Genomic DNA, 22,465 nt, shown 5'->3' on the forward strand with positions numbered 1-22,465 from the left:
CGTGCAACGACTGAGCCCCGCTTGCTTTGGTGAGTGGGGCTTTTTGTATGAAGGGCGGTCAGGTGCGACCACGCCTAGGGTGTATCTGACCTGATACCGAATACAGAATCATATACGGATGAGAATAACTGCTGTTTGTGCGCATAATGCGCGTCGCGAAGGGTTATCGAGGTGATCGAGGGTGTTGAAGAAAGTCCTGTTTCAAGTGCATTGGTTCTTCGGAATCACCGCCGGTCTGGTGTTGGCCTTGATGGGCATCACGGGCGCGCTGTATTCGTTCGAGGACGAAATCGTCGATGCGCTCAACCCCGAGACGCTGTTCGTGCAACCGCAGGGGGCTTATCTATCGCTGGCTGAAATGGTCACCAGGGTCGAGGCTCAGGCCCACGATAAAGTGTCCATGTTCCGCATCGAGCCGGGCAGCAACCGGATCGCTCAGGTCTGGTTTCAGCCGGCACCGGGCCAGCGTCGTGGCGAGATGCACAACTTCAATCCCTACACCGGCGCGTTCACCGAAGACGCGGTGGGGCAGGACTTCTTTGGCTTCATTCTGAACCTGCATCGCTTTCTGGCGGCGGGTGAATATGGCAAGCAAGTGACGGCGGCCTGTACGCTGATTCTGCTGTTCTTCTGCCTGTCGGGTTTGTACCTGCGCTGGCCGCGTCAGGCGCTGAACTGGCGCGTGTGGCTGACGCTGGACTGGGCGAAGAAGGGACGCAGTTTCAATTGGGATCTGCATTCGGTGTTTGGCACTTGGTGCCTGATCGTCTATCTGTTGCTGGCCGTCACCGGCTTGATGTGGTCTTACGACTGGTTCAACAACGGCGTGACCAAGTTGATTGGCGATCCGCCCGTGGCCGGCGAACAGCGGCGTGGTGGCGGCCCGCGCCCGGCGCCTGGCCCGAGAGACGCTGCACCCGTTCAGAGCGCAGCGGCGGATTACGCGGCGATCGCAGACACGATCCAGAAAACCGCGGGCCCCGATCTCAAAGCCTACAACCTGCGCATGCCGCAGGGACCGGGGCAAATGGCGACCGTTTTTTATGTGCTCAAGGACGCGCCCCATCCACGTGCGCTGAACCAGATCACCCTCGATCCTTCCAGCGGGCAGCTCAAGGCCGTTTCCCGCTACGCGGATAAAAGCTACGGCGCGCAACTGTTGGTCAGTAACTACTCGTTGCACACCGGCAGCTACTGGGGACTTCCCGGCCGCATCGTGGTCACGGTCGCGGCGCTGCTGATGCCGCTGTTTTTCATCACTGGCTGGCTGCTCTACCTGGATCGCCGTCGCAAGAAGCGTGAAGTCCGCGCTGCGCGTGGCGAAGTGTCAGCTAGCCAGAGTCGCAATGACAGCCAGGGGCCGGCGTGGCTCATCGGCTTCGCCAGCCAGAGCGGGTTCGCCGAGCAACTGGCCTGGCAGACGGCCGGGCAGCTGCAATCGGCGGGATTGCCGGTGCGTGTGCAGCGTCTGTCAGACATGACCGAGCAGGACCTGAACCAGAGCCGCAATGCGCTATTTGTCGTCAGTACCTTCGGTGATGGCGAAGCACCGGACAGCGCCCGTGGTTTCGAGCGCAAGCTGCTGGGGCGGCCGTTGTCGCTGGAAAACCTCAATTACGCCGTGCTGGGGCTGGGTGACCGGCAGTATCAACATTTCTGCGGTTTCGCCCAGCGGCTGCATGGCTGGCTCGCCGAGCGCGGCGGCAGCACCTTGTTTGCACCGGTTGAGGTGGACAGCGGCGACAGCACCGCATTGCAACACTGGCAGCAACAGCTCGGTGAACTCACGGGCTCGACGCCGGCGGTGGCGTGGACGGCGCCGGATTACGAGAGCTGGACGCTGAGCCAGCGCGACTTGCTCAACCCGGGGAGCGTGGGCTCGAAGGTGTTTTTGCTGGGGCTGACGTCGGACACCGGGACGCGCTGGGAGGCCGGGGATTTGGTCGAGGTGTTGCCACGTAATGCGCCATCCGCCGTCGAGCATTTCCTGGCTGGATTGGGCATCGCGGCCGGCACGCAGGTCAAGGTCGACGGCTTGAATGAAACGCTTGGCCAAGCCCTGACTGCTCGTCAGTTGCCGGCTAATCGCAGCCATCTGGTCGGCCTGCATGCGCAGGCGCTGGTCGACGCGTTGGTGCCGCTGGCGATGCGTGAATATTCGATTGCGTCGATTCCCGAGGACGGTTCGTTGCAATTGATCGTGCGTCAGGAGCTGCATCCGGATGGCAGTCTTGGCCTGGGCTCCGGCTGGCTGACCGAGCACGCGGTAGTGGGCGCTTCGATCAGCCTGCGGGTTCGCCGCAACAGCAGTTTCCACCTGCCGAGCGAGCCAGCGCCGATGATCCTCATCGGTAACGGCACAGGTTTGGCGGGGTTACGCAGTTTGCTCAAAGCGCGAGTTGCTCAGGGCGAACAGCGTAACTGGCTGCTGTTCGGCGAGCGCAACGTCGCACACGATTTCCATTGTGGTGATGAGTTGAAGGGCTGGCTGGCGCGTGGTGATCTGGCGAGGATGGATCTGGCTTTCTCTCGCGATCAGGCCGAGAAAATTTACGTGCAGGATCGCCTGCGTGAGGCCGCCGATGAGTTGCATCGTTGGCTGGCGGACGGCGCGGTCATTTATATCTGCGGCAGCCTGGAAGGGATGGCAGCGGGGGTCGATGAAACATTGAAAGCCTTGATCGGTGAGGAAGGCGTACAAGCGCTGATCGAGCAGGGGCGCTTTCGCCGGGACGTTTACTGACTCGAGCGCGGGCGGTATCGCTGTGGCTGTGGGAGCAGTCGGAGGTTACGACGGCCGCGAACGCGGTAGGTCAGTGCCTTCATTGGCGGATGGCACAACGCATTCGCTGCCGTCGTAACCTCCGACGTCTCCCACAGGTCCGTCATCAACCTGCAGCCGTGCGGCAGCTCCGAAACCGCTTGATACTGATCGTTCCCACGCTCCGCGTGGTAATGCGGTGATTGACGCTCTGCGTCAACGCTGGACGCAGAGCGTCCTGACAGGCATTCCCGCGCAGAGCGTGGGAACGATCATCATCGGTGAAGAAACCGTACAAGCGCTGATCGAGCAGGGGCGGGACGTTTACTGACTCGAGCGCGGGCGGTATCGCTGTGGTTGTGGGAGCAGTCGGAGGTTACGACGGCCGCGAACGCGGTAGGTTAGTGCCTTCATTGGCGTATGGCACGACGCATTCGCTGCCGTCGTAACCTCCGACGTCTCCCACAGATCCGTCATTAACCTGCAGCCGTGCGGCAGCCCAAAAACCGCTTTGCTCCGCGTGGTAACAGAGTGATTGACGCTCTGCGTCAACGCTGGACGCAGAGCGTCCTGACAGGCATTCCCGCGCAGAGCGTGGGAACGATTATCATCGGTGAAGAATGCGTACAAGCGCTGATCGAGCAGGGGCGGGACGTTTACTGACTCGAGCGCGGGCGGTATCGCTGTGGCTGTGGGAGCAGTCGGAGGTTACGACGGCCGCGAACGCGGTAGGTCAGTGCCTTCATTGGCGGATGGCACAACGCATTCGCTGCCGTCGTAACCTCCGACGTCTCCCACAGGTCCGTCATTAACCTGCAGCCGTGCGGCAGCTCCGAAACCGCTTGATACTGATCGTTCCCACGCTCCGCGTGGTAATGCGGTGATTGACGCTCTGCGTCAAGGTGGACGCAGAGCGTCCTGACAGGCATTCCCACGCAGAGCGTCGGAACGATCAAAGCCTTGATCGGTGAGGAAGGCGTACAAGCGCTGATCGAGCAGGGACGGTATCGGCGGGACGTTTACTGACTCGAGCGCGGGCGGTATCGCTGTTGTTGTGGGAGCAGTCGGAGGTCACGACGGCCGCGAACGCGGTAGGTCAGTGCCTTCATTGGCGGATGGCACAACGCATTCGCTGCCGTCGTAACCTCCGACGTCTCCCACAGGTCCGTCATCAACCTGCAGCCGTGCGGCAGCTCCGAAACCGCTTGATACTGATCGTTCCCACGCTCCGCGTGGTAATGCGGTGATTGACGCTCTGCGTCAAGGTGGACGCAGAGCGTCCTGACAGGCATTCCCACGCAGAGCGTGGTAACGATCATCACAGGGCTGTCATCAATTCTGCTCTTACTGATCGTTCCCAAACCCCCAGCCATAAAAAAAGGCCGTTCACGCTCACACGCAACGGCCTTTCTTCACTCAGCAATCAGCGACACATCACGCCACAAACTGCTCCGCGTAATGACACGCCACCTGACGGTTATCCACCGTCCGCAGTTCTGGAATCTCCGCACTGCAACGCTCTGTCGCATACGGGCAACGCTTGTGGAACGCGCAACCCGATGGCGGGTTCAGCGGGTTAGGCAATTCACCCACGATCTTGATCTTCGGCTTCGACGGATCCGGGTGAATCGTCGGCGTGGCCGACAGCAACGCCTGCGTGTACGGGTGCAGAGGACGGTTATAAATCTCCTCCTTCGGACCCATTTCCGCCGGACGGCCCAGGTACATCACCAACACCGTGTCGGCGACATGACGTACCACCGCCAGGTTGTGCGAAATGAACACATAGCCGGTGTTGAACTCCTGCTGCAGATCCATGAACAGGTTCAACACCTGCGCCTGGATCGACACGTCCAGCGCCGAGGTCGGTTCGTCCGCCACCAGCACTTTCGGTTGCAGCATCATCGCGCGGGCCAGCGCGATACGCTGACGCTGACCACCGGAGAACATGTGCGGATAGCGCTGATAGTGCTCAGGACGCAGACCGACCTGCTTCATCATGGCCTGCACTTTCTCGCGACGTTCGGCCGCCGACAGGCTGGTGTTGATCAGAAGCGGTTCGCCCAGTTGATCACCGATCTTCTGGCGAGGGTTCAGCGACGCATACGGGCTCTGGAACACCATCTGCACGTCTTTGCGCAGTTGCTTGCGTTGTGCCTTGGTGGCGCCGGTTACTTCCTGGCCAGCGATTTTCAGCGAGCCCGACGACGGCTCCTCGATCAGGGTCAGCGCGCGGGCGAGGGTGGATTTGCCGCAGCCAGACTCACCGACGACCGCCAGGGTCTTGCCGGCTTCCAGTTCGAACGACACACCGTTGAGTGCGCGCACGGTGGCGTGAGGTTTGAACAAACCACGGGATACATCGTAGTGACGGGTGAGGTCACGGGCGGTCAGTACGATTTCGCTCATTACGCCACCTCCTGATTCAGCGGATAGAAGCAGCGCACGATGCTGTGGGCTTTAGGGTCCAGAGCAGGGCGCTGCTGGCGGCATTTTTCTTGAACGTAAGGGCAGCGCGGCGACAGCAGGCAGCCGCTCGGACGGTCGTAACGACCGGGAACGATCCCCGGCAGTGTCGACAGTCGCTCAGCGCCCATGCTGTGCTCGGGAATCGCCGCCAGCAGGGCTTCGCTGTACGGATGCGCAGGGACGTTGAACAGGCCTGGAACCTGACCGACTTCCACTGCTTGGCCGGCGTACATCACGCAGACGCGCTGAGCGGTTTCCGCTACGACCGCGAGGTCGTGGGTAATGAGCACCAGCGCCATGTCCTGCTCTTTCTGCAAGGCCAGCAGCAGGTCCATGATTTGGGCCTGAATGGTCACGTCCAGTGCGGTGGTCGGTTCGTCGGCGATCAGCAGTTTCGGCTCGCCGGCAATGGCCATGGCGATCGCGACACGCTGGCTCATACCGCCGGAGAGTTGGTGCGGGTAGGCGTCCAGACGCTGTGCGGCGCCCGGGATTTCAACCTTCTGCAGCAATTCCAGCGCGCGCTGGTGAGCGGCTTTGCCCGACAGGCCGAGGTGCTGCTTGAGGACTTCCTTGATCTGGAAACCCACGGTGTAGCTTGGGTTCAACGCGGTCATCGGGTCCTGGAAGACCATCGACAAGTCCTTGCCGACGATCTGGCGACGCTGACGCGGGTTGAGCTTGAGCATGTCCTTGCCGTCGAAGATCAGGGAGTCGGCGGTGACGATGCCGGGGTGATCGATCAGGCCCATCAGCGCCATCATGGTCACGGATTTACCCGAGCCCGATTCGCCGACGATTGCCAGCACTTCACCCTTGTCCACGGCCAGGTCCAGGCCATCGACGACCGGCGTGGCGGTGGCGTCGCCGAAGCGAACGTTGAGGTTTTTTATTTCTAAAAGTGGCATTCGGACGTCCTCAGGCGGCGTTCTTGAGTTTCGGGTCCAGCGCATCGCGCAGGCCGTCGCCCATCAGGTTGATTGCCAGCACGCTGAGCAAAATGGTCAGACCAGGCAGGCTCACCACCCACCAGGCGCGTTCGATGTAGTCGCGGGCCGAAGCGAGCATGGTGCCCCACTCAGGCGTTGGCGGTTGTACACCCAGACCCAGGAAGCCCAACGCCGCAGCGTCGAGAATCGCCGAGGAGAAACTCAGAGTGGCCTGAACGATCAGCGGCGCCATGCAGTTCGGCAGCACGGTGATGAACATCAGGCGGGGCAGCGTGGCGCCAGCCAGACGGGCAGCGGTCACGTAGTCGCGGTTCAGTTCGCCCATGACGGCTGCGCGGGTCAGGCGCACATAGGACGGCAAGGACACGATCGCGATGGCGATCACGGTGTTGATCAGGCCAGGGCCGAGGATTGCGACGATGGCCACAGCCAGCAGCAGCGAAGGCAGCGCGAGCATGATGTCCATCAGGCGCATGATGGTCGGGCCGAGGATTTTCGGGAAGAAACCGGCCAGCAGACCCATGAGGATCCCTGGAATCAACGACATCACCACCGACGACAGACCGATCAGCAGCGACAGGCGCGAACCCTGGATCAGACGCGACAGCAGGTCGCGGCCCAATTCATCGGTGCCCAGCACGAACTGCCATTGGCCGCCTTCGAGCCAGACCGGCGGGGTCAGCAGGAAGTCGCGGTATTGTTCGCTCGGGTCATGCGGCGCGACCCACGGGGCGAAGATGGCACAGAAAACGATCAGCAGCATGAATGCCAGACCGGCCACTGCGCCTTTGTTCTTGGCGAAATGCTGCCAGAACTCTTTGTATACGGACGGGTAGAGCAGGCTTTGATCGACTGCTACTACAGGAGTAGGTGTGCTCATAAAAAGTGATCTCAGCGCTGGTGACGAATGCGTGGGTTGGCAAAGCCGTAGAGGATGTCCACCACGAAGTTGACCAGAATCACCAGGCAGGCGATTAGCAGGATGCCGTTCTGCACGACAGGGTAGTCACGTGCGCCAATGGCTTCGATCAGCCATTTGCCGATACCCGGCCAGGAGAAGATCGTTTCGGTCAGTACGGCGCCGGCGAGCAATGTGCCCACTTGCAGGCCGAACACGGTCAGGACCGGAATCAGGGCGTTGCGCAGGCCGTGGACGAACACCACGCGAGCGGGCGACAGGCCTTTGGCCCGTGCAGTGCGCACGTAGTCTTCACGCAGGACTTCGAGCATCGAGGAGCGGGTCATCCGGGCGATCACCGCCAGCGGGATGGTGCCCAGCACGATGGCCGGCAGAATCAGGTGACGCAGCGCGTCGATGAACGAGCCTTCTTCATCGCTGAGCAAGGTGTCGATCAGCATGAAGCCGGTTTTAGGCGGAATGTCGTACAAGAGGTCGATACGACCCGATACCGGGGTCCAGCCCAGCGATACCGAGAAGAACATGATCAGGATCAGGCCCCACCAGAAGATCGGCATCGAGTATCCCGCGAGCGAAATACCCATCACGCCATGGTCGAACAGGGACCCTCGCCTGAGGGCTGCAATGACACCGGCCAGAAGGCCGAGGATGCCAGCGAATATCAGCGCCGCAATCGACAGTTCCAGTGTTGCCGGGAACAGCGAGGTGAATTCGGTCCACACGCTCGTGCGCGTTCGCAGCGATTCGCCGAGGTCGCCATGGGCGAGCTTGCCGACGTAGTCGATGTATTGCGCATAAAGGGGTTTGTTCAGGCCAAGACGTTCCATGGCTTGGGCGTGCATTTCCGGATCGACCCGGCGTTCACCCATCATCACTTCGACCGGGTCGCCCGGGATCAGGCGAATCAATGCGAAGGTCAGCAAGGTGATGCCGAAGAAGGTGGGTATTAGCAACCCCACTCGGCGAGCGATAAAACTAAACATCTTCTCGTGTACCTCATCTGCCGGTTAGGCGTGTACCGGCGGGGCCCGTTGTTGCGGGCCCGCCGGATTCTTCTTCTACTTCACTTGGGTGGTAGCGAAGTTATTAGTGGTGAGCGGGCTAATGTAATAGCCCTCTACGTTCTTGCGCATTGCAGTGAACATCTTGGTGTGCGCCATGCTGATCCATGGCAGATCCTGATTGAAGATCGCCTGTGCCTGCTCATAGAGCGCAGCACGTTCGGCCGGGTCGGTTTTTTCCCGAGCCTGATCGATCAGCGTCTGGAACTTCTGATTGCACCAGCGCGCGTAGTTTTCGCCGTTTTTGGCGGCCTCGCAACTCAGGTTCGGGGTCAGGAAGTTATCAGGGTCGCCATTGTCGCCTGCCCAGCCCGCCGACACCATGTCGTGTTCGCCGTTTTTCGCCCGTTTGAGCATTTCGCCCCATTCCATGACGCGAATATCTAACTTAATGCCGACTTTCGCCAAATCGGCCTGCATCATTTGTGCCCCCATGGTGGGGTTCGGGTTGGTTGCGCCGCCGCCGTTGCGAGTGAACAGGGTCAGCACGGTGCCTTCTGGTACGCCTGCTTCCTTGAGCAAGGCGCGTGCCTTGTCCAGGTCATGGGCCGGGTTTTTCAGCTGATTGTTGTAGCCCAGCAGGGTAGGCGGGTACGGGTTGACCGCAACGCTGGCATTGCCCGGGCCGAACAGCGCGTTAACGTAGGCTTGCTTGTCGAACGCGATATCGATGGCTTTACGCACCCGCACATCGCTCATGTATTTGTGCGTGGTGTTCATCGCGACATAGGCGGTGGTCATCGCCTGCAGTTCGTCGATCTTGAGGGCAGGGTCTTTTTTGATGTTCGGAATGTCATCAGGCTTTGGATACAGCGCGATCTGGCACTCGTTGGCCTTGAGTTTCTGCAGGCGCACGTTGCTGTCAGTGGCGATGGCCAGAATCAGTGCGTCAGCCGGTGGCTTGCCACGGAAATAATCCGGGTTGGCTTTGAAGCGCACCTGAGCGTCCTTGGCGTAACGCTGGAAAACGAAAGGTCCGGTGCCGACCGGGTGGCTGTTCAGCTCATCGGTCTTGTTGGCCTTGAGCAACTGGTCGGCGTATTCGGCCGAGTAGATCGAGGCGAAGGCCATGGCGACGTCGGCCAGGAACGGCGCTTCGCGACGGGTCAGGGTGAACTTGACGGTGTTGTCGTCAACCTTTTCGACGCCTTTGAGCAGCTCTTTGAAGCCCATGCTTTCAAAGTACGGGTAGCCGACGGTCGATTGCTTGTGCCATGGGTGGTTCGGGTCCAGTTGACGCTGGAAGCTCCAGACCACGTCGTCGGCGTTCATGTCGCGCGTCGGCTTGAAGTATTCGGTGGTGTGGAACTTGACGCCTTTGTGCAGGTGGAACGTGTAAGTCAGGCCGTCTTCACTGATCTCCCAGGACTCTGCCAGAGCCGGCTGGATGTCAGTAGTGCCGGGCTTGAAGTCCACCAGACGGTTGAAAATGGTTTCCGCCGCCGCGTCGGCAGTGACGGCGGTGGTGTACAGCGCCGTGTCGAACCCTTCCGGGCTGGCTTCGGTGCAGACCACCAGAGGTTTGGCCGAAACGCCGACCGCGACGCTGAACAGTGCCAGTGCGACCGCGTTACGCAATGTTGCGAGTTTGAATGTCGATTTCAAGTAAACGCCCTCTGCAAGTGATGAACCCGATAATGAGTGGGTGTTTCGGGCCATTAAGTTCTCTGCGAACCCACGGCCCGGAACACTCACCGGTTTTTGTGATTACAGGATGTTGAACGGGATGGTGGTGACCAGACGGAACTCGTTGATGTTGCCGTCAGCCTGTTCTGCGCTCGCGCGGTGCGTGGTGTAGGTCGCACGAACGGTCGAGGCCTTCAGCGGGCCGGACTGCAGGGTGTACGAGGAACCAATGCCGTATTCGTAATGGGTTTCGCCGTCCATTCTCGATACGTCATAAGCGGTGCCTTTGTAGTGCGTACCGTCGATGTCGAAGCCGCGCGCCTGATAGATGTTGAATTTCAGGCCAGGGACGCCGTAGTCAGCCATGTTCAGCAGGTAGCTCAGTTGAACCGACTTCTCGTTCGGTCCGTTGAAGTCAGACAGCAGGGAGTTGGCCAGGAAGATGGCGTTGCTGTCGTGGACGTAGTCGAAGTAGGTGTCACCCTCGACTTCCTGATACGCAATGCTGAAGCTGTGCGCCTTGTGGGTAGCGGTCAACGACAAGCTGTACGTGTCGTTGTCGATCTTGCCCATTTTGGCCTGACCGGAATCTTTGGTCTTGTAGTAGTTCAGGTTGGTGCTCAGACCCAGGACGTCGGTGTCGCCCATTTCATGGGTGAACGCGAAGTAGTACTGGTGCCAGAAGTCTTCGACGTTAGAGGCATAGAGGCTGGTGGTCAGGCTCTTGAACGGCTTGTAGTCCACGCCGGCGATATCGACGCGATCCGCTTCGATGTTCGGGTTTGCAGTGTACTCAGAACGGAACTTGGTCAGGCTCTGCTCAGAGCGCGGAGAAACGCGGTCGAAGCTGCCGGCGGTGAACGACAGGTTGTTGAACTCTTCGCTCAGGATGCTCACGCCTTCGAAGCTCGACGGCAGTGCACGGTTGCCGATGTAAGCCAGCACCGGTGTGTTCAGCGACTGACGGCCAGCGGTCAGCGTGGTGTTGGAGATGCGTGCCTTGATGTTGCCCAAGCCCAGTTTGCTCCACTGGCCGACCGCATCACCGTTGTTTTTGGTGAGCGTGCGGTTGGCGCCGCCCATCAGGTCGTCTTTGTCACGGTCCAGCGCGACGGCGTTGTAGACCGCCAGTTCAGTAGCGAAGCCCACAGTGCCCTGAGTGAAGCCCGAGCTGTAGTCGACAATGGTGCCTTGCACCCAGTTGATACGGCGTGGATCGCGATCGACCACGACGCCGTTCTCGCTACGGCTGAAATTGCCGCCGCGACGCAGCAGTTCGTTGGCGTACCAGTTCTTGGTCGAACCGGTGATCTTCGAGTCTTCGAGGAAGCCTTTGGCTTCGCTCTGGGCGTTGGAGGTGGCCAGTGTGGTCGGAACGAATTCCTGACTGGTTGGCTCTGCCTGGGCCGCGACGCTTACTGCGATCAGGGACAAGGCGAATACAGCGGTGCTGGCTTTTTTCACGTTTTGAAGCTCCCGATTACTGCTTTTATAGAGGCCGGCTTTTATGGGTTAGCCGGCTTTGGTGGTGCGGCCTTGTGGGCCTTTTTTGCTCGATTCCGCGGATCGCGGATAAAGCGCTGCCAAAGACGCGACGCGCCTCTGGCATGGGTTAACGATTAATCGGCGATGCTCACGCCTGAGAAGTTGTTGCGATTGAACGGGCTGACCAGAAAGCCTTTCACGTTGGCTCGCAGCGGCTGAATCACCGTCGAGTGGGCGATCGGTGTGATCGGAACCTGGCTTTTAAGGTAATGCTGGGCCTGCTGGTAAAGGCTGATGCGCTGATCTTTGTCGGCAGTGGAGACGGCTGATTTGATCAAGGCGTCGTATTTCTCGTCGCACCACATCGAGTAGTTGTTGCCACCAATCGACGCGCAGCTGTAAAGCGTGCCCATCCAGTTGTCCGGGTCACCGTTGTCACCGGTCCAGCCGATCAGCGAGATATCGTGCTCGCCGTTCTTGCTGCGCTTGAGGTACTCGCCCCATTCGTAACTGACGATGGTGGCCTTGATGCCGACCTTGGCCCAGTCGGCCTGAAGCATTTGCGCCATCAGTTTGGCGTTGGGGTTATAGGGGCGTTGGACGGGCATTGCCCACAGGGTCAGTTCGGTGCCTTCCTTGACGCCCGCCGCACGCAGCAACTCCCTGGCTTTCTCGGGGTTGTATGGCGCGTCCTTGACGGTGTCGTCGAACGACCATTGGGTCGGCGGCATGGCGTTCTGCGCCAATTGACCCGCGCCCTGGTACACCGCATCGATGATGGCTTTCTTGTCGACGGCCATGTCCAGCGCCTGTCGAACCTGAAGATTGTCCAACGGCGCGTGACGCACGTTGTAGGCGATGTAACCGAGGTTGAAGCCGGGCTTCTCGATCACCTTCAAGTGTTTGTCGGCCTTGATCGACTCAATGTCGGCGGGACGAGGATTGAGGGTGACCTGGCATTCGTTCTTTTTGAGTTTCTGGATGCGAACCGAGGCATCGGTATTGATGGCAAAGATCAGCTGGTCAATTTTAACCCTGCTCGGGTCCCAGAACTGTTTGTTGGCGACATAACGAATTTGCGAATCTTTCTGATAACGCTGAAAGATAAAAGGTCCGGTACCAATCGGCGATTGGTTTATATCGCGAACATTGCCCGATGCCATCAGTTTGTCAGCATACTCAGCGGAAAGAATAGACGCGAAGTTCATCGCTATATTCTGGATGAATGCCGCATCCACTTTGTTCAACGAAAACACAACGGTCATGGGGCCGGTTTTTTCAACCGACTTTATATTCTTGTCCAGACCCATGCTGGTGAAGTACGGAAACTCGGTCGGGTAGGCAACGCGAAACGGATGATCCTTGTGCAGCATGCGATTGAATGTGAACAGCACATCGTCGGCGTTGAAGTCGCGGGTCGGCGTGAACGTCTTGTTGCTGTGGAATTTCACGCCCTCACGCAGGTGAAACGTATAGCTCAAGCCGTCAGCGGAGATGTCCCAGCTCGTCGCCAACGCAGGCACGACGCTGGTCTGGCCGCGCTCGAACTCGGCCAACCGGTTGTAGATCGGCTCGGCCGCGTCGTTATCGGTGCCCGAGGTGTATTGACCGATGTCGAAGCCTGCGGGACTGCCTTCAGAGCAAAACACCAGACTCTTGGTCGCGGCCTGTGTAACCGTAGTAGTGGCTAATAGCCCAGCAGCTAACCCGGTCATTAATAATGACGACACAACAATATTCTTTCTCATGACAATCCTTATCGTCTGGAACGTGAATAACCAGCAATAGCGGGGGAAACTCCTAGGCAATCGTTTGCGCAAATGGAGTTTCAACGGCTACGGGAGAACCCGACCGACCGATAAACGACACATATCAGGTGCGGGAACTCGAGAAGGTATGTCCGTCGAGCCGCACAGTAAATAGTTCCGAGTGCTTCAATGTTTGTAGGAAAAATGCATATCGTTAGTAGGCAAATTCTTTGCGCAACACATTACTCATCTAACGATATTCAATTTCATTATGAATCGCGCGCATAACGACACGGTCGCATTACCCGAAGGTAACGCGACCGTGAAGTCATATAGAGGTATTACTTACCGCTGACGCTCACACCGTAGAACGAGTTCAGACCGAATGGGCTGATCTTGAAGTCCTGAACTTCCTTACGCATCGGCTGATAAACAGTCGAGTGCGCAATCGGGGTCATAGGGACTGCGTCCTTGAGCAAGTGCTGAGCCTGTTTGTACAGCTCGGTGCGCTTGGCCTGGTCGGTGGTTTCCTTGGCCTGGTGGATCAAGGTGTCGAAAGGCTTGTCGCACCACTTGGCGAAGTTGTTGCCGTTGACGGCGTCGCAACCGAACAGCGTGCCCAGCCAGTTGTCCGGGTCACCGTTGTCGCCGCTCCAGCCAATCAGCATCGCGCCGTTTTCGCCCGCTTTGGCGCGCTTGATGTATTCGCCCCACTCATAGGAAACGATCTTGGCGTTGATGCCGATCTTCTTCCAGTCGTTCTGGAGCATTTCAGCCATCAGCTTGGCGTTCGGGTTGTACGGACGCTGAACCGGCATCGCCCACAGGGTGATTTCGGTGCCTTCAGCCACGCCTGCTTTTTTCAGCAGCTCTTTGGCCTTGGCGACGTCGTACGGAGCGTCCTTGATGGTGGTGTCATAGGACCACTGAGTCGGCGGCATGGCGTTGACGGCCAGCTGACCTGCACCCTGATACACCGCGTCGATGATGGCTTTTTTGTCGACAGCCATGTCCAGCGCCTGGCGAACTTCCAGCTTGGCCAGCGGGTTTGGCTTGGTCTCGCCCTTGATGGTCGGCATCACGTTGTAGGCGATGTAGCCCAGGTTGAAGCCCGCCTGATCAGGCATCTTCAGCGCCGGGTCAGCCTTCAGCGGAGCGAGGTCCGCAGGACGTGGGTAAGCGGTGATCTGGCATTCGCCTTTCTTCAGCTTCTGTGCGCGGACCGAAGCGTCGGTGGTGATGGCGAAAATCAGGTTGTCGACTTTGACGTCTTCAGGCTTCCAGTAGTCCTTGTTTCCGGTGAAACGGATGTTGGAGTCTTTCTGGTAGCTCTTGAACACGAACGGACCAGTGCCGATTGGCTTCTGGTTGATGTCTTCGGCCTTGCCTTCCTTGAGCAGCTGGGCGGCGTATTCAGCGGACTGAATGGACGCGAAGCTCATCGCCAGGTTCTGAATGAACGCAGCGTCAACGGTGGCCAGGGTCATTTTGACGGTGTGGTCGTCAATCTTCTCGATCTTGGTGATGTTGGTGTCCATCGCCATGTCGGTGAAGTACGGGAATTCGGTCGGGTACGCCTTACGGAACGGATCGTCCTTGTTGATCATGCGGTTGAACGTGAACAGCACGTCATCGGCATTGAAGGTACGGGTCGGTTTGAAGTACGGCGTGGTGTGGAACTTGACGCCTTCACGCAAGTGGAAGGTGTAGGTCAGGCCGTCCGGGGAAACGTCCCAGCTGGTGGCCAGGCCTGGAATAACGGCGGTGCCGCCACGTTCGAACTGGCTCAAGCGGTTGAAGACGGTCTCGGCCGAAGCATCGAAGTCGGTACCGGTGGTGTATTGACCTGGGTCGAAACCAGCGGGGCTGCCTTCGGAGCAGAACACCAGGTTCGATGCTGCTTGAGCGAAGGGAGCGCTGGCGATCAAACCTGCGCCGATAAGAAACGGAATGACCGCTTTTTTGAGCATGGTGGCCTCAGTTGTTGTCATTTTTTGATTGAGGGGTACGGGCTTTTTGAGCCGACCCCGCGGATACTTATGCAGGCGCCATACCCAAAGCAAGATACTGGCGCCAATCGAGTGTCAAAGAGTGGCACGAACGTACACGAATGTCGCAAAACTATAATTTCTGACGCTGTTGAACGTTTGCGTGTCGCATATCGACATCTTTGTTGCACTATTGGGGTGCGTCGCAACGTGGCGAATGCACCCGCTTGAGCCACAAGTGTTACTTCACTGTTGGTTTTCTGTGGTGCTATCTGGCCAGGCTTACCCCGTAGAAGGGCGTCAGGCCGAACGGGCTGAGCTTGAAGTCCTGCACCTCCTTGCGCATGGGCTGAAAGACTTTCGAGTTGGCGATCGGAGTGATCGGCACGTCGTTTTTCAGAATGTTCTGCGCCTGCTGATACAGCTTGATCCGCTCGTTGCGATCGCTGGTCAGCTTGGCCTGGGTCACCAGCTTGTCGTAACCGGTGTTGCACCATTTGGCGTAGTTGCTGCCGTTGACCGCTGCACAGCTGTAGAGCACGCCGAGCCAGTTGTCCGGGTCGCCGTTGTCACCTGTCCAACCATAGATCATCACGTCGTGTTCGCCAGCCTTGGCCCGCTTGATGTACTCGCCCCATTCGTAGCTGACGATGTTCGCCTTGATGCCGATCTTTGCCCAGTCGGACTGAATCATCTGCGCCGACATCCGTGCGTTCGGGTTGGAGGCGCGCTGCACGGTCATCGCCCACAGATTGATTTGCGTACCGGGTGCGACGCCTGCTTCCTTGAGCAACTGCCGAGCTTTCTCCGGATCGTGAGGCGCGTCCTTGATGTTGGGGTCATAGCTCCATTGCGCGGGCGGCAATGCGTTCTGCGCCAGTTGTCCCGCGCCCTGGTAAACCGCCTTGATGATGGCGGGCTTGTCGATGGCCATGTCCAGCGCCTGGCGGACCTTGAGCTGGTCAAGCGGCGGATGGGTCACGTTGTAGGCCAGGAAGCCCAGGTTGAAGCCAGCTTGGCTGAGCACCTTGAGGTTCGGGTCCTTCTGCGCTTCTTCAATGTCCTGTGGACGCGGATAGCCGCTGACCTGGCATTCGCCGGTCTTGAGCTTCTGCAAGCGGGTGGCGGCGTCCGTGTTGATCGAAAAGATCAGGTTGTCGAGCTTCACGTCTTCCGGCTTCCAGTAGTCCTTATTGCCGGTATACCGGATCTGCGCGTCCTTCTGATAGCGCTTGAACACGAACGGTCCCGTGCCGATCGGCTTCTGATTGATGTCGCCAGCCTTGCCTTCCTTGAGCAATTGGGCGGCATATTCCGCCGACTGAATGGACGCGAAACTCATGGCCAGATTCTGAATGAACGCCGCATCGATGTTGTTCAGGTGAAACCGGACGGTTTGATCGTCAACTTTTTCGACCTGTTTGATCGTCGTGTTCATGCCCATGTCGGTGAAGTAGGGCGACTCGGACGGATACGCCTTGCGGAAAGGATTGTCAGCATTGAGCAGGCGATTGAAGGTGAACAGCACGTCGTCGGCATTGAAGGTGCGCGTCGGCGTGAAGTAATCGGTGGTGTGGAATTTCACGTTTTCACGCAAGTGGAAGGTGTAGGTCAGTCCGTCATCGGACACTTCCCATTGCGTTGCCAGACCTGGCTCGACTTCGGTGCCTCCGCGCTTGAACTGCGTCAGCCGGTTGAAGACAGTTTCCGCCGACGCGTCGAACTCGGTCCCGCTGGTGTACTGACTGGGATCGAAGCCGGCCGGGCTGGCTTCGGAGCAATAGACCAGGGTGCTGGCAGCCTGGACGGATGGCACGCAAAGCGCCATGGCGGCGGCCAGCAGCAGTGGCTTGAAGGTTTTTTCCATGTGAACCTCATACAAATGCGGCATTCGCGCCTGAATTCATCGACGGATGATAGACAGCGGAGAATGCCGCACGGTTGTATCGGCTTACAAGGTCATGCGGGCCATCAGCGGAGCAGGCCCAGCATCTTCATGATCATGCGTGCAGTGGCGCCTCCGGGCTTGAAGTTTTGCATTTGCCAGATCGGCGAATTGCTGTCCAGCATCTCGCCCCGAAGGAAGTCAAGGTAAGCCACGCTGTCCTTTCTCAGCTGTTCTTTTACGTTGTCTGCGGTTTGCGCCATGCGCTGGCTGATGGTGGCCAGCTCGGTCTTGGACTCGGCTCTGTGGATTTCATGCTTATTGTCCGCGGCCCAGCCTGAGACGACCGGGTCCTGCCAGTCACTGTCCAGCGGATGTCGGAAGTAGCTAGACGCAACCGCTGACGGATCAGTCCCGTGATCGCCGTGCCAGTACCGGTTCATGGCGAAACCCACGCTGCGTACCGCGTTGCCCGCCAGCAATGCCGCCAGAAGGTGGAGAGGGTGATCGGCATGATCCTTGGCCAACTGCGAATGAGTGGGATCGGTGGAGCCGTTGGTATTCGGGTCTTCGCCATAACGGGTTTGCCAGTCATCGACGTGGTTGCCCAGCAGCTTGAGCATGTCGTGCTGGATGATGCCGACCGCGTTGCCGACGACGGCATTGGCACCCTTCAGGTAGTGCGCACATCGTTGCAGGTATTCGACCATGGGGAGACCGACCCAGGCATCACGTTCTGAGAGGAACGCCTGGTAGATTTCCAGGTAACGCGGGTTTTTATGTTCTTCAAGCAGAATCAACAGAATCTGCTCTCGCTCGCTGCGCTCTCCCGGCCTGAGGGGTTGATAGGCGACTGTGTCCAGGCCGAACAGCACCTCACCCAGCGGTTCCGCGAGGCTGGCAATCACATCGGTGGGGCCGAACATGCCGGTCACCAGTGGCAGGCCAGCTTTGCAGTTTGCCGGTGACGTCCAGGGCACCACCTGGGTGTAGCCATTCTTGATCAGGCTCAACTCGACAAAGTTGGAGTGCGCGAAGAAGTCTTCAAGCACATGAAGCGCCGAGCCGAATGCGCGCATGCCTTTGGGCGTCGGACCAGCCTTCATCGCCGTGTGCAGTTCGGACGCCATGAAACGTTCAGAGCGCGCCAGGTAGCGTTTCATCGACGTGTCGTAATCCACCTCCAGCAGCGGATCGCCGGGGAGCACCAACGGCTCGAAGTCGGGGTCGCGCAGTCTGGGGTCCGAAGTGGCCGAACCGCTGGATTTCGGGTTGTCGATGTGCTCCGAGGGGCGGTAGACGCCGAGTATTTCCGGCGTGACCCTGAAGTGCTCCGGCGCTGCTTTGCGCAAGTGGCCGAAGGGTTTTATCGACAGCACGTCGACGATACGGGTAAGCGCCTCACGCGAGAGCACATCGGGAAAGTTTTTCGGCATGCTGGCCGCACGAACCAGCTTGGGGTCCAGCAGCTGTGAATAGTCACGCAGCCAGTTGCCGAAGTAGATTTTATCCCGCTCCTCCGAGTTGAACCCGGCGGCCTCCAGGGCTTTTTCGATCTGCCGGTGCGTCATGTGGTCGTTGTGACCGTGACCTGCTTCGAAGGCTTCACGATCGGGATTGTCGAGCTTGATCTCCTGATAGGGGCGGCCATGGATGTCCGCGCCCAGCGCCAGGGCTTTTTGCCAGCTGACGCCGAGCGGTTCAGGACGGGCGTTGTAAAGCAGGTCGGAGTAGAAGCCCAGCAGCAGTTCGTCGGGCTTGTCGGGATGGAACAGCCAATCGTCCATCTGCGGTCGATCTTCGGGCTTGAAGACTTCCAGCATGCTCAATGCGAAGCGGCCTCCTTCCTCACGCGGTGCGTCAGGTGCAAGGGTGGGCATTCCGTGTTCATCCTTGTCGCACAGATCCTGGCGCAGAACATTGTCGATATGGTGACCGAACTCGTGCAGCAGGATCACCAGCAGGTACACGTCTCGGTCCGCCTCTGGGTCCGGAGCGAACATGATGGCTTCCATGATCCCGGAGTTGATGCGAATGATGCGATCACGGTTGTCGTAGTCGGCCATGACCGGACCGCCCTGGACGGGCTCGATATGAGGCGGATGAATGAAGCCCGCCAGCAATGCGTTTCTCAGTGCCGCGTAGGTATGCCTTGGGATGTCGTTGCCGAACACCGGGCGCATCAGGGCGTCGAATTCATCTTCATCCTTGAGCCTGGCGATGTTGGTAAGGTAATCCAGCGCGAACGTGCTTTTGAAATATTCGCCGGCCGCCGGGGTTTGCGGGCGGTAGAACACTATTTTGTCCATTTGAAATCTTCATCCTTGAAGTAAAAAGAGCACACAGACCGATGCCAGACGTTCATCACCGGCGTGGCTTGTGTGCGTAAGCGTTTGGGGTGAGCCGTTGATTCTATGGATTCGGGAGGCGGGGAAAATCAGCAGACTCGCCGGGCGGTGTAGGCCGAGGATTCAGGACTGTGAGGAGGCTGCGACCGGGAGAGGGAAAACGGGAGCGGAGCGGGGAGGAAACGGCGGCAACCCTTGGCTGCCGCCGTTTTGCGTCAAGGCAGGGTGACTTCGATGACGCCGTCAGCCGTGACACTGACCTGGCTGGTGCCGGCTTCGACTTCAGGCGTTGGCGCAGCGTCTGCCCGTTCGGCTTTCATCATCATGACCGGCGCACGCAGGTAAGGCTGTGGATAACCTGACGTGTTGAGGTTCAGGTTGACCAGTTTGTACGCGCTGCCGCCAAGGGCCTCGGTGACCAGTTGCGCGCGCGCCTTGAACGCGGTCACCGCGTCCTTGAGCAACGCGTCTTCGCTGGCTTTGCGCGCCGGGTTGGAGATGGAGAAGTCCATACCACCCATTTTCATGTCGCTGGCCAGCAGTTCGCCGGTCAGTTTGGACAGTGCGGCGAAATCAGGGCTTTCCAGTCGCAGTTCGGCACGTTCGCGCCAGCCGGTGATCTTCTGACCCTTGTCGTCATAAATCGGGTAACTGTTGCGGCTGCCTTGGCGAATGGTCACTTCCTTGACCTTGCGCGCCTCACCCAGGGCCTTGTTCAGCGTCTCTGTGATACCCGCGGCCAGTTTGGCGGGGTCAGCGTTCTGCGATTCGGTGTACACGGTGACTGTCATCAGGTCGCGCTGGACTTCCTGATTGACCTCGGCGCGCACTGAAACCTGGTTGTAATGAACGTCATCGGCCATAGCGGGCACGCTGGCCAGAGCGGCGGCGCCGAGAGCGAAAAGTGTCGCGGTGGGACGAAGGCTGAACATAGAAACTCCTTGTTTGGCGAACCGTTTGCGGCGAATTGAAGATCGCTCGTCAAACGGATGCCCATGAGACTGTCATCCGGGGATCTTGTTCCGGACAGGCTTCCACCGTTCGATGGCTGCCGCAGGTTCTCGGGCGTATCCGGTACCTGTAGGAGCCGTCCGAGGTTATGAGGGTCTGGGCCGCACTTCGGACGAGCGTGGGCTGCCATTCACCATCGTCATCACCAACCCGCCGCGCTCGCCAGCAAGCCGGCGTGTTCACAGGGGATACCTGCATGCTGAGTGTCGCTGATAACTGTGGCGCTTTGACGCACTTCGAAGGAAAGCGCTGTCGCTTTGGTTATACTCGCTCCGATTCGCCTGGAGCGCTCATCAGGAGAGCTCATGCTCGCCCCCGTACAATTGCTGTCCGCCACTCGCCAGAACCTCTGGCGGCTGACCTTTATCCGCATTCTGGTGCTGGCCGCCCAAGCCGGCTCGGTCGGGTTCGCCTATCTGTTCGATCTGTTGCACCTGCCTTGGTTGCAGCTGGACATCACCCTCGGATTTTCCGCCATCGTCTGCCTTCTGACGGCTATCCGCCTGCGCACCTCATGGCCGGTGACCGAGCTTGAGTACGCCGTGCAGCTGGCGTTCGACCTGTTTATCCACAGCGCGCTGCTGTATTTCTCCGGTGGTTCGACCAACCCGTTCGTTTCCTATTATCTGGTGCCGCTGACCATCGCCGCCGTGACCCTACCGTGGCGCTATTCTCTGATCCTGTCCGGGATCGCGCTGGCGCTGTACACCTTGATGCTGGCCAATTTCTACCCGGTCGAAGCCTTCGCCATCGCCCGCGAGAAGATGCAGATCTACGGCATGTGGCTGAGCTTCGCATTGGCTGCCGGCGTCATTACCTTCTTCGCTGCACGGATGGCTGAAGAATTACGCCGTCAGGAGCAGATGCGCGCGTTGCGTCGGGAAGAGGGCGCCCGCGATCAACAGCTGTTGGCCGTGGCCACCGAAGCCGCCGGCGCCGCGCACGAGCTGGGTACGCCATTGGCGACCATGAGCGTGCTGCTAAAGGAGATGCAGCAGGACCACAAGGACCCTGCGTTGCAGGAAGACCTGTCGGTGCTGCAGGATCAGGTCAAACTGTGCAAGGAAACCCTGCAACAGCTGGTGCGCGCGGCCGAGGCCAATCGCCGGTTGGCCGTGCAGGAACAAACCGTCACGCATTGGCTCGATCAGGCACTCAATCGCTGGCACCTGATGCGCCCTGAAGCCAGCTACCGTTTTCAGCGTCTGGGGCAGGGCGATGTACCGATGGTCGCGCCACCGCCCGATCTGACGCAGGCCCTGCTGAACTTGCTGAACAACGCCGCCGACGCATGCGCCGAAGGTCTGGAAGTGAACCTGGACTGGAGCGCTGCGGAGATCAGCATCACGATTCGCGACCACGGCGCAGGTGTGCCGCTGGCCGTGGCCGAACAGATCGGCAAACCGTTTTTTACCACCAAGGGCAAAGGCTTCGGTCTGGGCCTTTTTTTGAGCAAGGCCAGCGTGACGCGCGCGGGCGGCTCGGTGAAACTCTATCCTCACGAGGAAGGCGGCACGCTCACCGAGCTGCGCCTGCCCCGGAACGCAACAGGAGATGAAGCATGACTGACGAAATCCAGGTCGAAGGCGAAGAACTGCCGCACCTGTTGCTGGTGGACGACGACGCCACCTTTACTCGCGTGATGGCGCGCGCAATGGCCCGCCGTGGCTTTCGCGTCAGCACCGCCAGTTCTGCCGAAGAGGGCCTGACGCTGGCCCAGCAGGACATTCCGGACTACGCCACGGTCGACCTCAAGATGGAAGGCGACTCGGGGCTGGTGCTGTTGCCCAAGCTGCTGGAACTGGACCCGGAAATGCGTGTCCTGATACTGACCGGTTATTCGAGCATCGCCACCGCTGTCGAGGCGATCAAGCGCGGCGCCTGCAACTACCTGTGCAAACCGGCCGACGCCGACGACGTACTGGCAGCGCTGCTGTCCGAGCACGCCGATCTGGATACCCTGGTGCCGGAAAACCCGATGTCGGTGGACCGTCTGCAGTGGGAACACATTCAGCGCGTCCTGACCGAACACGAGGGCAACATTTCCGCGACCGCACGGGCGCTGGGGATGCATCGAAGAACGCTTCAGCGCAAATTGCAAAAGCGACCGGTCCGCCGTTAAGCCAGGACGCCACCTAAAGATTTCTTCATGGAAGACCGCGTGTGGCGTCTGGCACATTGGTGCCAACGCCCTTAAATGCCTGCCGCCGAGCC

16 protein-coding genes are annotated in these 22,465 nt (G+C 59.3%); 5 read left to right on the forward strand and 11 right to left on the reverse strand.

Annotated features, from left to right (window positions below; all coding sequences use genetic code 11):
* Positions 1–181 precede the first annotated feature (181 nt).
* From ABDX87_RS18575 to ABDX87_RS18585, 3 genes are all read left to right on the forward strand, one after another.
* A complete protein-coding gene (locus tag ABDX87_RS18575; protein ID WP_431061161.1) occupies positions 182–2,743 on the forward strand; it encodes a PepSY domain-containing protein in 2,562 nt (853 codons plus the stop codon).
* A 217-nt stretch (positions 2,744–2,960) separates the two neighbouring features.
* The gene (locus ABDX87_RS18580; protein WP_346829198.1) at positions 2,961–3,092 is read left to right on the forward strand and encodes a hypothetical protein; all 132 of its coding nucleotides are present in this window, start codon (positions 2,961–2,963) and stop codon (positions 3,090–3,092) included.
* A 200-nt stretch (positions 3,093–3,292) separates the two neighbouring features.
* Positions 3,293–3,424 carry a hypothetical protein gene (locus tag ABDX87_RS18585; RefSeq protein WP_346829199.1) on the forward strand — a complete coding sequence of 44 codons (132 nt, stop codon included), beginning with the start codon at positions 3,293–3,295 and terminating at the stop codon, positions 3,422–3,424.
* Positions 3,425–4,195: 771 nt separating this feature from the next.
* Here the strand turns inward: ABDX87_RS18585 and ABDX87_RS18590 are convergent.
* The 11 genes from ABDX87_RS18590 to ABDX87_RS18640 all read right to left on the reverse strand — a co-directional run bounded on the left by ABDX87_RS18590 (position 4,196) and on the right by ABDX87_RS18640 (position 20,172).
* Entirely contained in the window at positions 4,196–5,170 is a 975-nt protein-coding gene (locus ABDX87_RS18590) for a peptide ABC transporter ATP-binding protein (RefSeq protein WP_346829200.1), read from the reverse strand.
* On the reverse strand, positions 5,170–6,138 hold the full coding sequence (locus ABDX87_RS18595) for an ABC transporter ATP-binding protein (protein ID WP_346829201.1): 969 nt from the start codon (positions 6,136–6,138) through the stop codon (positions 5,170–5,172). Before ABDX87_RS18595 ends, ABDX87_RS18590 begins: the two co-directional genes overlap by 1 nt.
* Positions 6,139–6,148: 10 nt before the next feature.
* A complete protein-coding gene (locus tag ABDX87_RS18600; protein ID WP_074756062.1) occupies positions 6,149–7,060 on the reverse strand; it encodes an ABC transporter permease subunit in 912 nt (303 codons plus the stop codon).
* Between the two features lie 11 nt (positions 7,061–7,071).
* On the reverse strand, positions 7,072–8,082 hold the full coding sequence (locus ABDX87_RS18605) for an ABC transporter permease subunit (protein WP_081565634.1): 1,011 nt from the start codon (positions 8,080–8,082) through the stop codon (positions 7,072–7,074).
* Positions 8,083–8,157: 75 nt separating this feature from the next.
* A complete protein-coding gene (locus ABDX87_RS18610; protein ID WP_346829202.1) occupies positions 8,158–9,765 on the reverse strand; it encodes an ABC transporter substrate-binding protein in 1,608 nt (535 codons plus the stop codon).
* A 102-nt stretch (positions 9,766–9,867) separates the two neighbouring features.
* Complete coding sequence (locus ABDX87_RS18615; protein WP_346829203.1) at positions 9,868–11,250, reverse strand: OprD family porin; 1,383 nt, start codon at positions 11,248–11,250, stop codon at positions 9,868–9,870.
* 155 nt (positions 11,251–11,405) lie between these two features.
* Positions 11,406–13,019 carry an ABC transporter substrate-binding protein gene (locus tag ABDX87_RS18620; protein ID WP_346829204.1) on the reverse strand — a complete coding sequence of 538 codons (1,614 nt, stop codon included), beginning with the start codon at positions 13,017–13,019 and terminating at the stop codon, positions 11,406–11,408.
* A 341-nt stretch (positions 13,020–13,360) separates the two neighbouring features.
* Positions 13,361–14,989: an ABC transporter substrate-binding protein gene (locus ABDX87_RS18625; RefSeq protein WP_346829205.1), complete on the reverse strand. Its 1,629-nt coding sequence runs from the start codon at positions 14,987–14,989 to the stop codon at positions 13,361–13,363.
* Between the two features lie 286 nt (positions 14,990–15,275).
* The gene (locus tag ABDX87_RS18630; protein WP_346829206.1) at positions 15,276–16,874 is read right to left on the reverse strand and encodes an ABC transporter substrate-binding protein; all 1,599 of its coding nucleotides are present in this window, start codon (positions 16,872–16,874) and stop codon (positions 15,276–15,278) included.
* A gap of 104 nt (positions 16,875–16,978) precedes the next feature.
* A complete protein-coding gene (locus ABDX87_RS18635; RefSeq protein ID WP_346829207.1) occupies positions 16,979–19,201 on the reverse strand; it encodes an HET-C-related protein in 2,223 nt (740 codons plus the stop codon).
* A 254-nt stretch (positions 19,202–19,455) separates the two neighbouring features.
* Complete coding sequence (locus ABDX87_RS18640) at positions 19,456–20,172, reverse strand: SIMPL domain-containing protein (protein WP_346829208.1); 717 nt, start codon at positions 20,170–20,172, stop codon at positions 19,456–19,458.
* A 384-nt stretch (positions 20,173–20,556) separates the two neighbouring features.
* Between ABDX87_RS18640 and ABDX87_RS18645 the strand changes: the two genes are divergently transcribed.
* Both ABDX87_RS18645 and ABDX87_RS18650 read left to right on the forward strand, forming a co-directional pair.
* The gene (locus tag ABDX87_RS18645) at positions 20,557–21,816 is read left to right on the forward strand and encodes an ATP-binding protein (RefSeq protein ID WP_346829210.1); all 1,260 of its coding nucleotides are present in this window, start codon (positions 20,557–20,559) and stop codon (positions 21,814–21,816) included.
* Complete coding sequence (locus ABDX87_RS18650) at positions 21,813–22,373, forward strand: response regulator transcription factor (RefSeq protein ID WP_074756039.1); 561 nt, start codon at positions 21,813–21,815, stop codon at positions 22,371–22,373. The genes ABDX87_RS18645 and ABDX87_RS18650 overlap by 4 nt, the downstream gene beginning before the upstream one ends.
* Positions 22,374–22,465 lie beyond the last annotated feature (92 nt).

Origin of the sequence: Pseudomonas abietaniphila (assembly GCF_039697315.1) — a bacterium.
In the GTDB taxonomy this organism is placed as follows: Bacteria; Pseudomonadota; Gammaproteobacteria; order Pseudomonadales; family Pseudomonadaceae; genus Aquipseudomonas; species Aquipseudomonas abietaniphila_B.

Excerpts from the sequence above, each read along its gene's own strand:
- ABDX87_RS18600 (WP_074756062.1), bottom strand. The coding sequence starts at position 7,060 with ATGAGCACACCTACTCCTGTAGTAGCAGTCGATCAAAGCCTGCTCTAC.
- ABDX87_RS18630 (WP_346829206.1), bottom strand. The coding sequence starts at position 16,874 with ATGGAAAAAACCTTCAAGCCACTGCTGCTGGCCGCCGCCATGGCGCTT.
- ABDX87_RS18590 (WP_346829200.1), bottom strand. The coding sequence starts at position 5,170 with ATGAGCGAAATCGTACTGACCGCCCGTGACCTCACCCGTCACTACGAT.
- ABDX87_RS18620 (WP_346829204.1), bottom strand. The coding sequence starts at position 13,019 with ATGAGAAAGAATATTGTTGTGTCGTCATTATTAATGACCGGGTTAGCT.
- ABDX87_RS18650 (WP_074756039.1), top strand. The coding sequence starts at position 21,813 with ATGACTGACGAAATCCAGGTCGAAGGCGAAGAACTGCCGCACCTGTTG.
- ABDX87_RS18635 (WP_346829207.1), bottom strand. The coding sequence starts at position 19,201 with ATGGACAAAATAGTGTTCTACCGCCCGCAAACCCCGGCGGCCGGCGAA.
- ABDX87_RS18645 (WP_346829210.1), top strand. The coding sequence starts at position 20,557 with ATGCTCGCCCCCGTACAATTGCTGTCCGCCACTCGCCAGAACCTCTGG.
- ABDX87_RS18640 (WP_346829208.1), bottom strand. The coding sequence starts at position 20,172 with ATGTTCAGCCTTCGTCCCACCGCGACACTTTTCGCTCTCGGCGCCGCC.
- ABDX87_RS18605 (WP_081565634.1), bottom strand. The coding sequence starts at position 8,082 with ATGTTTAGTTTTATCGCTCGCCGAGTGGGGTTGCTAATACCCACCTTC.
- ABDX87_RS18595 (WP_346829201.1), bottom strand. The coding sequence starts at position 6,138 with ATGCCACTTTTAGAAATAAAAAACCTCAACGTTCGCTTCGGCGACGCC.
- ABDX87_RS18625 (WP_346829205.1), bottom strand. The coding sequence starts at position 14,989 with ATGCTCAAAAAAGCGGTCATTCCGTTTCTTATCGGCGCAGGTTTGATC.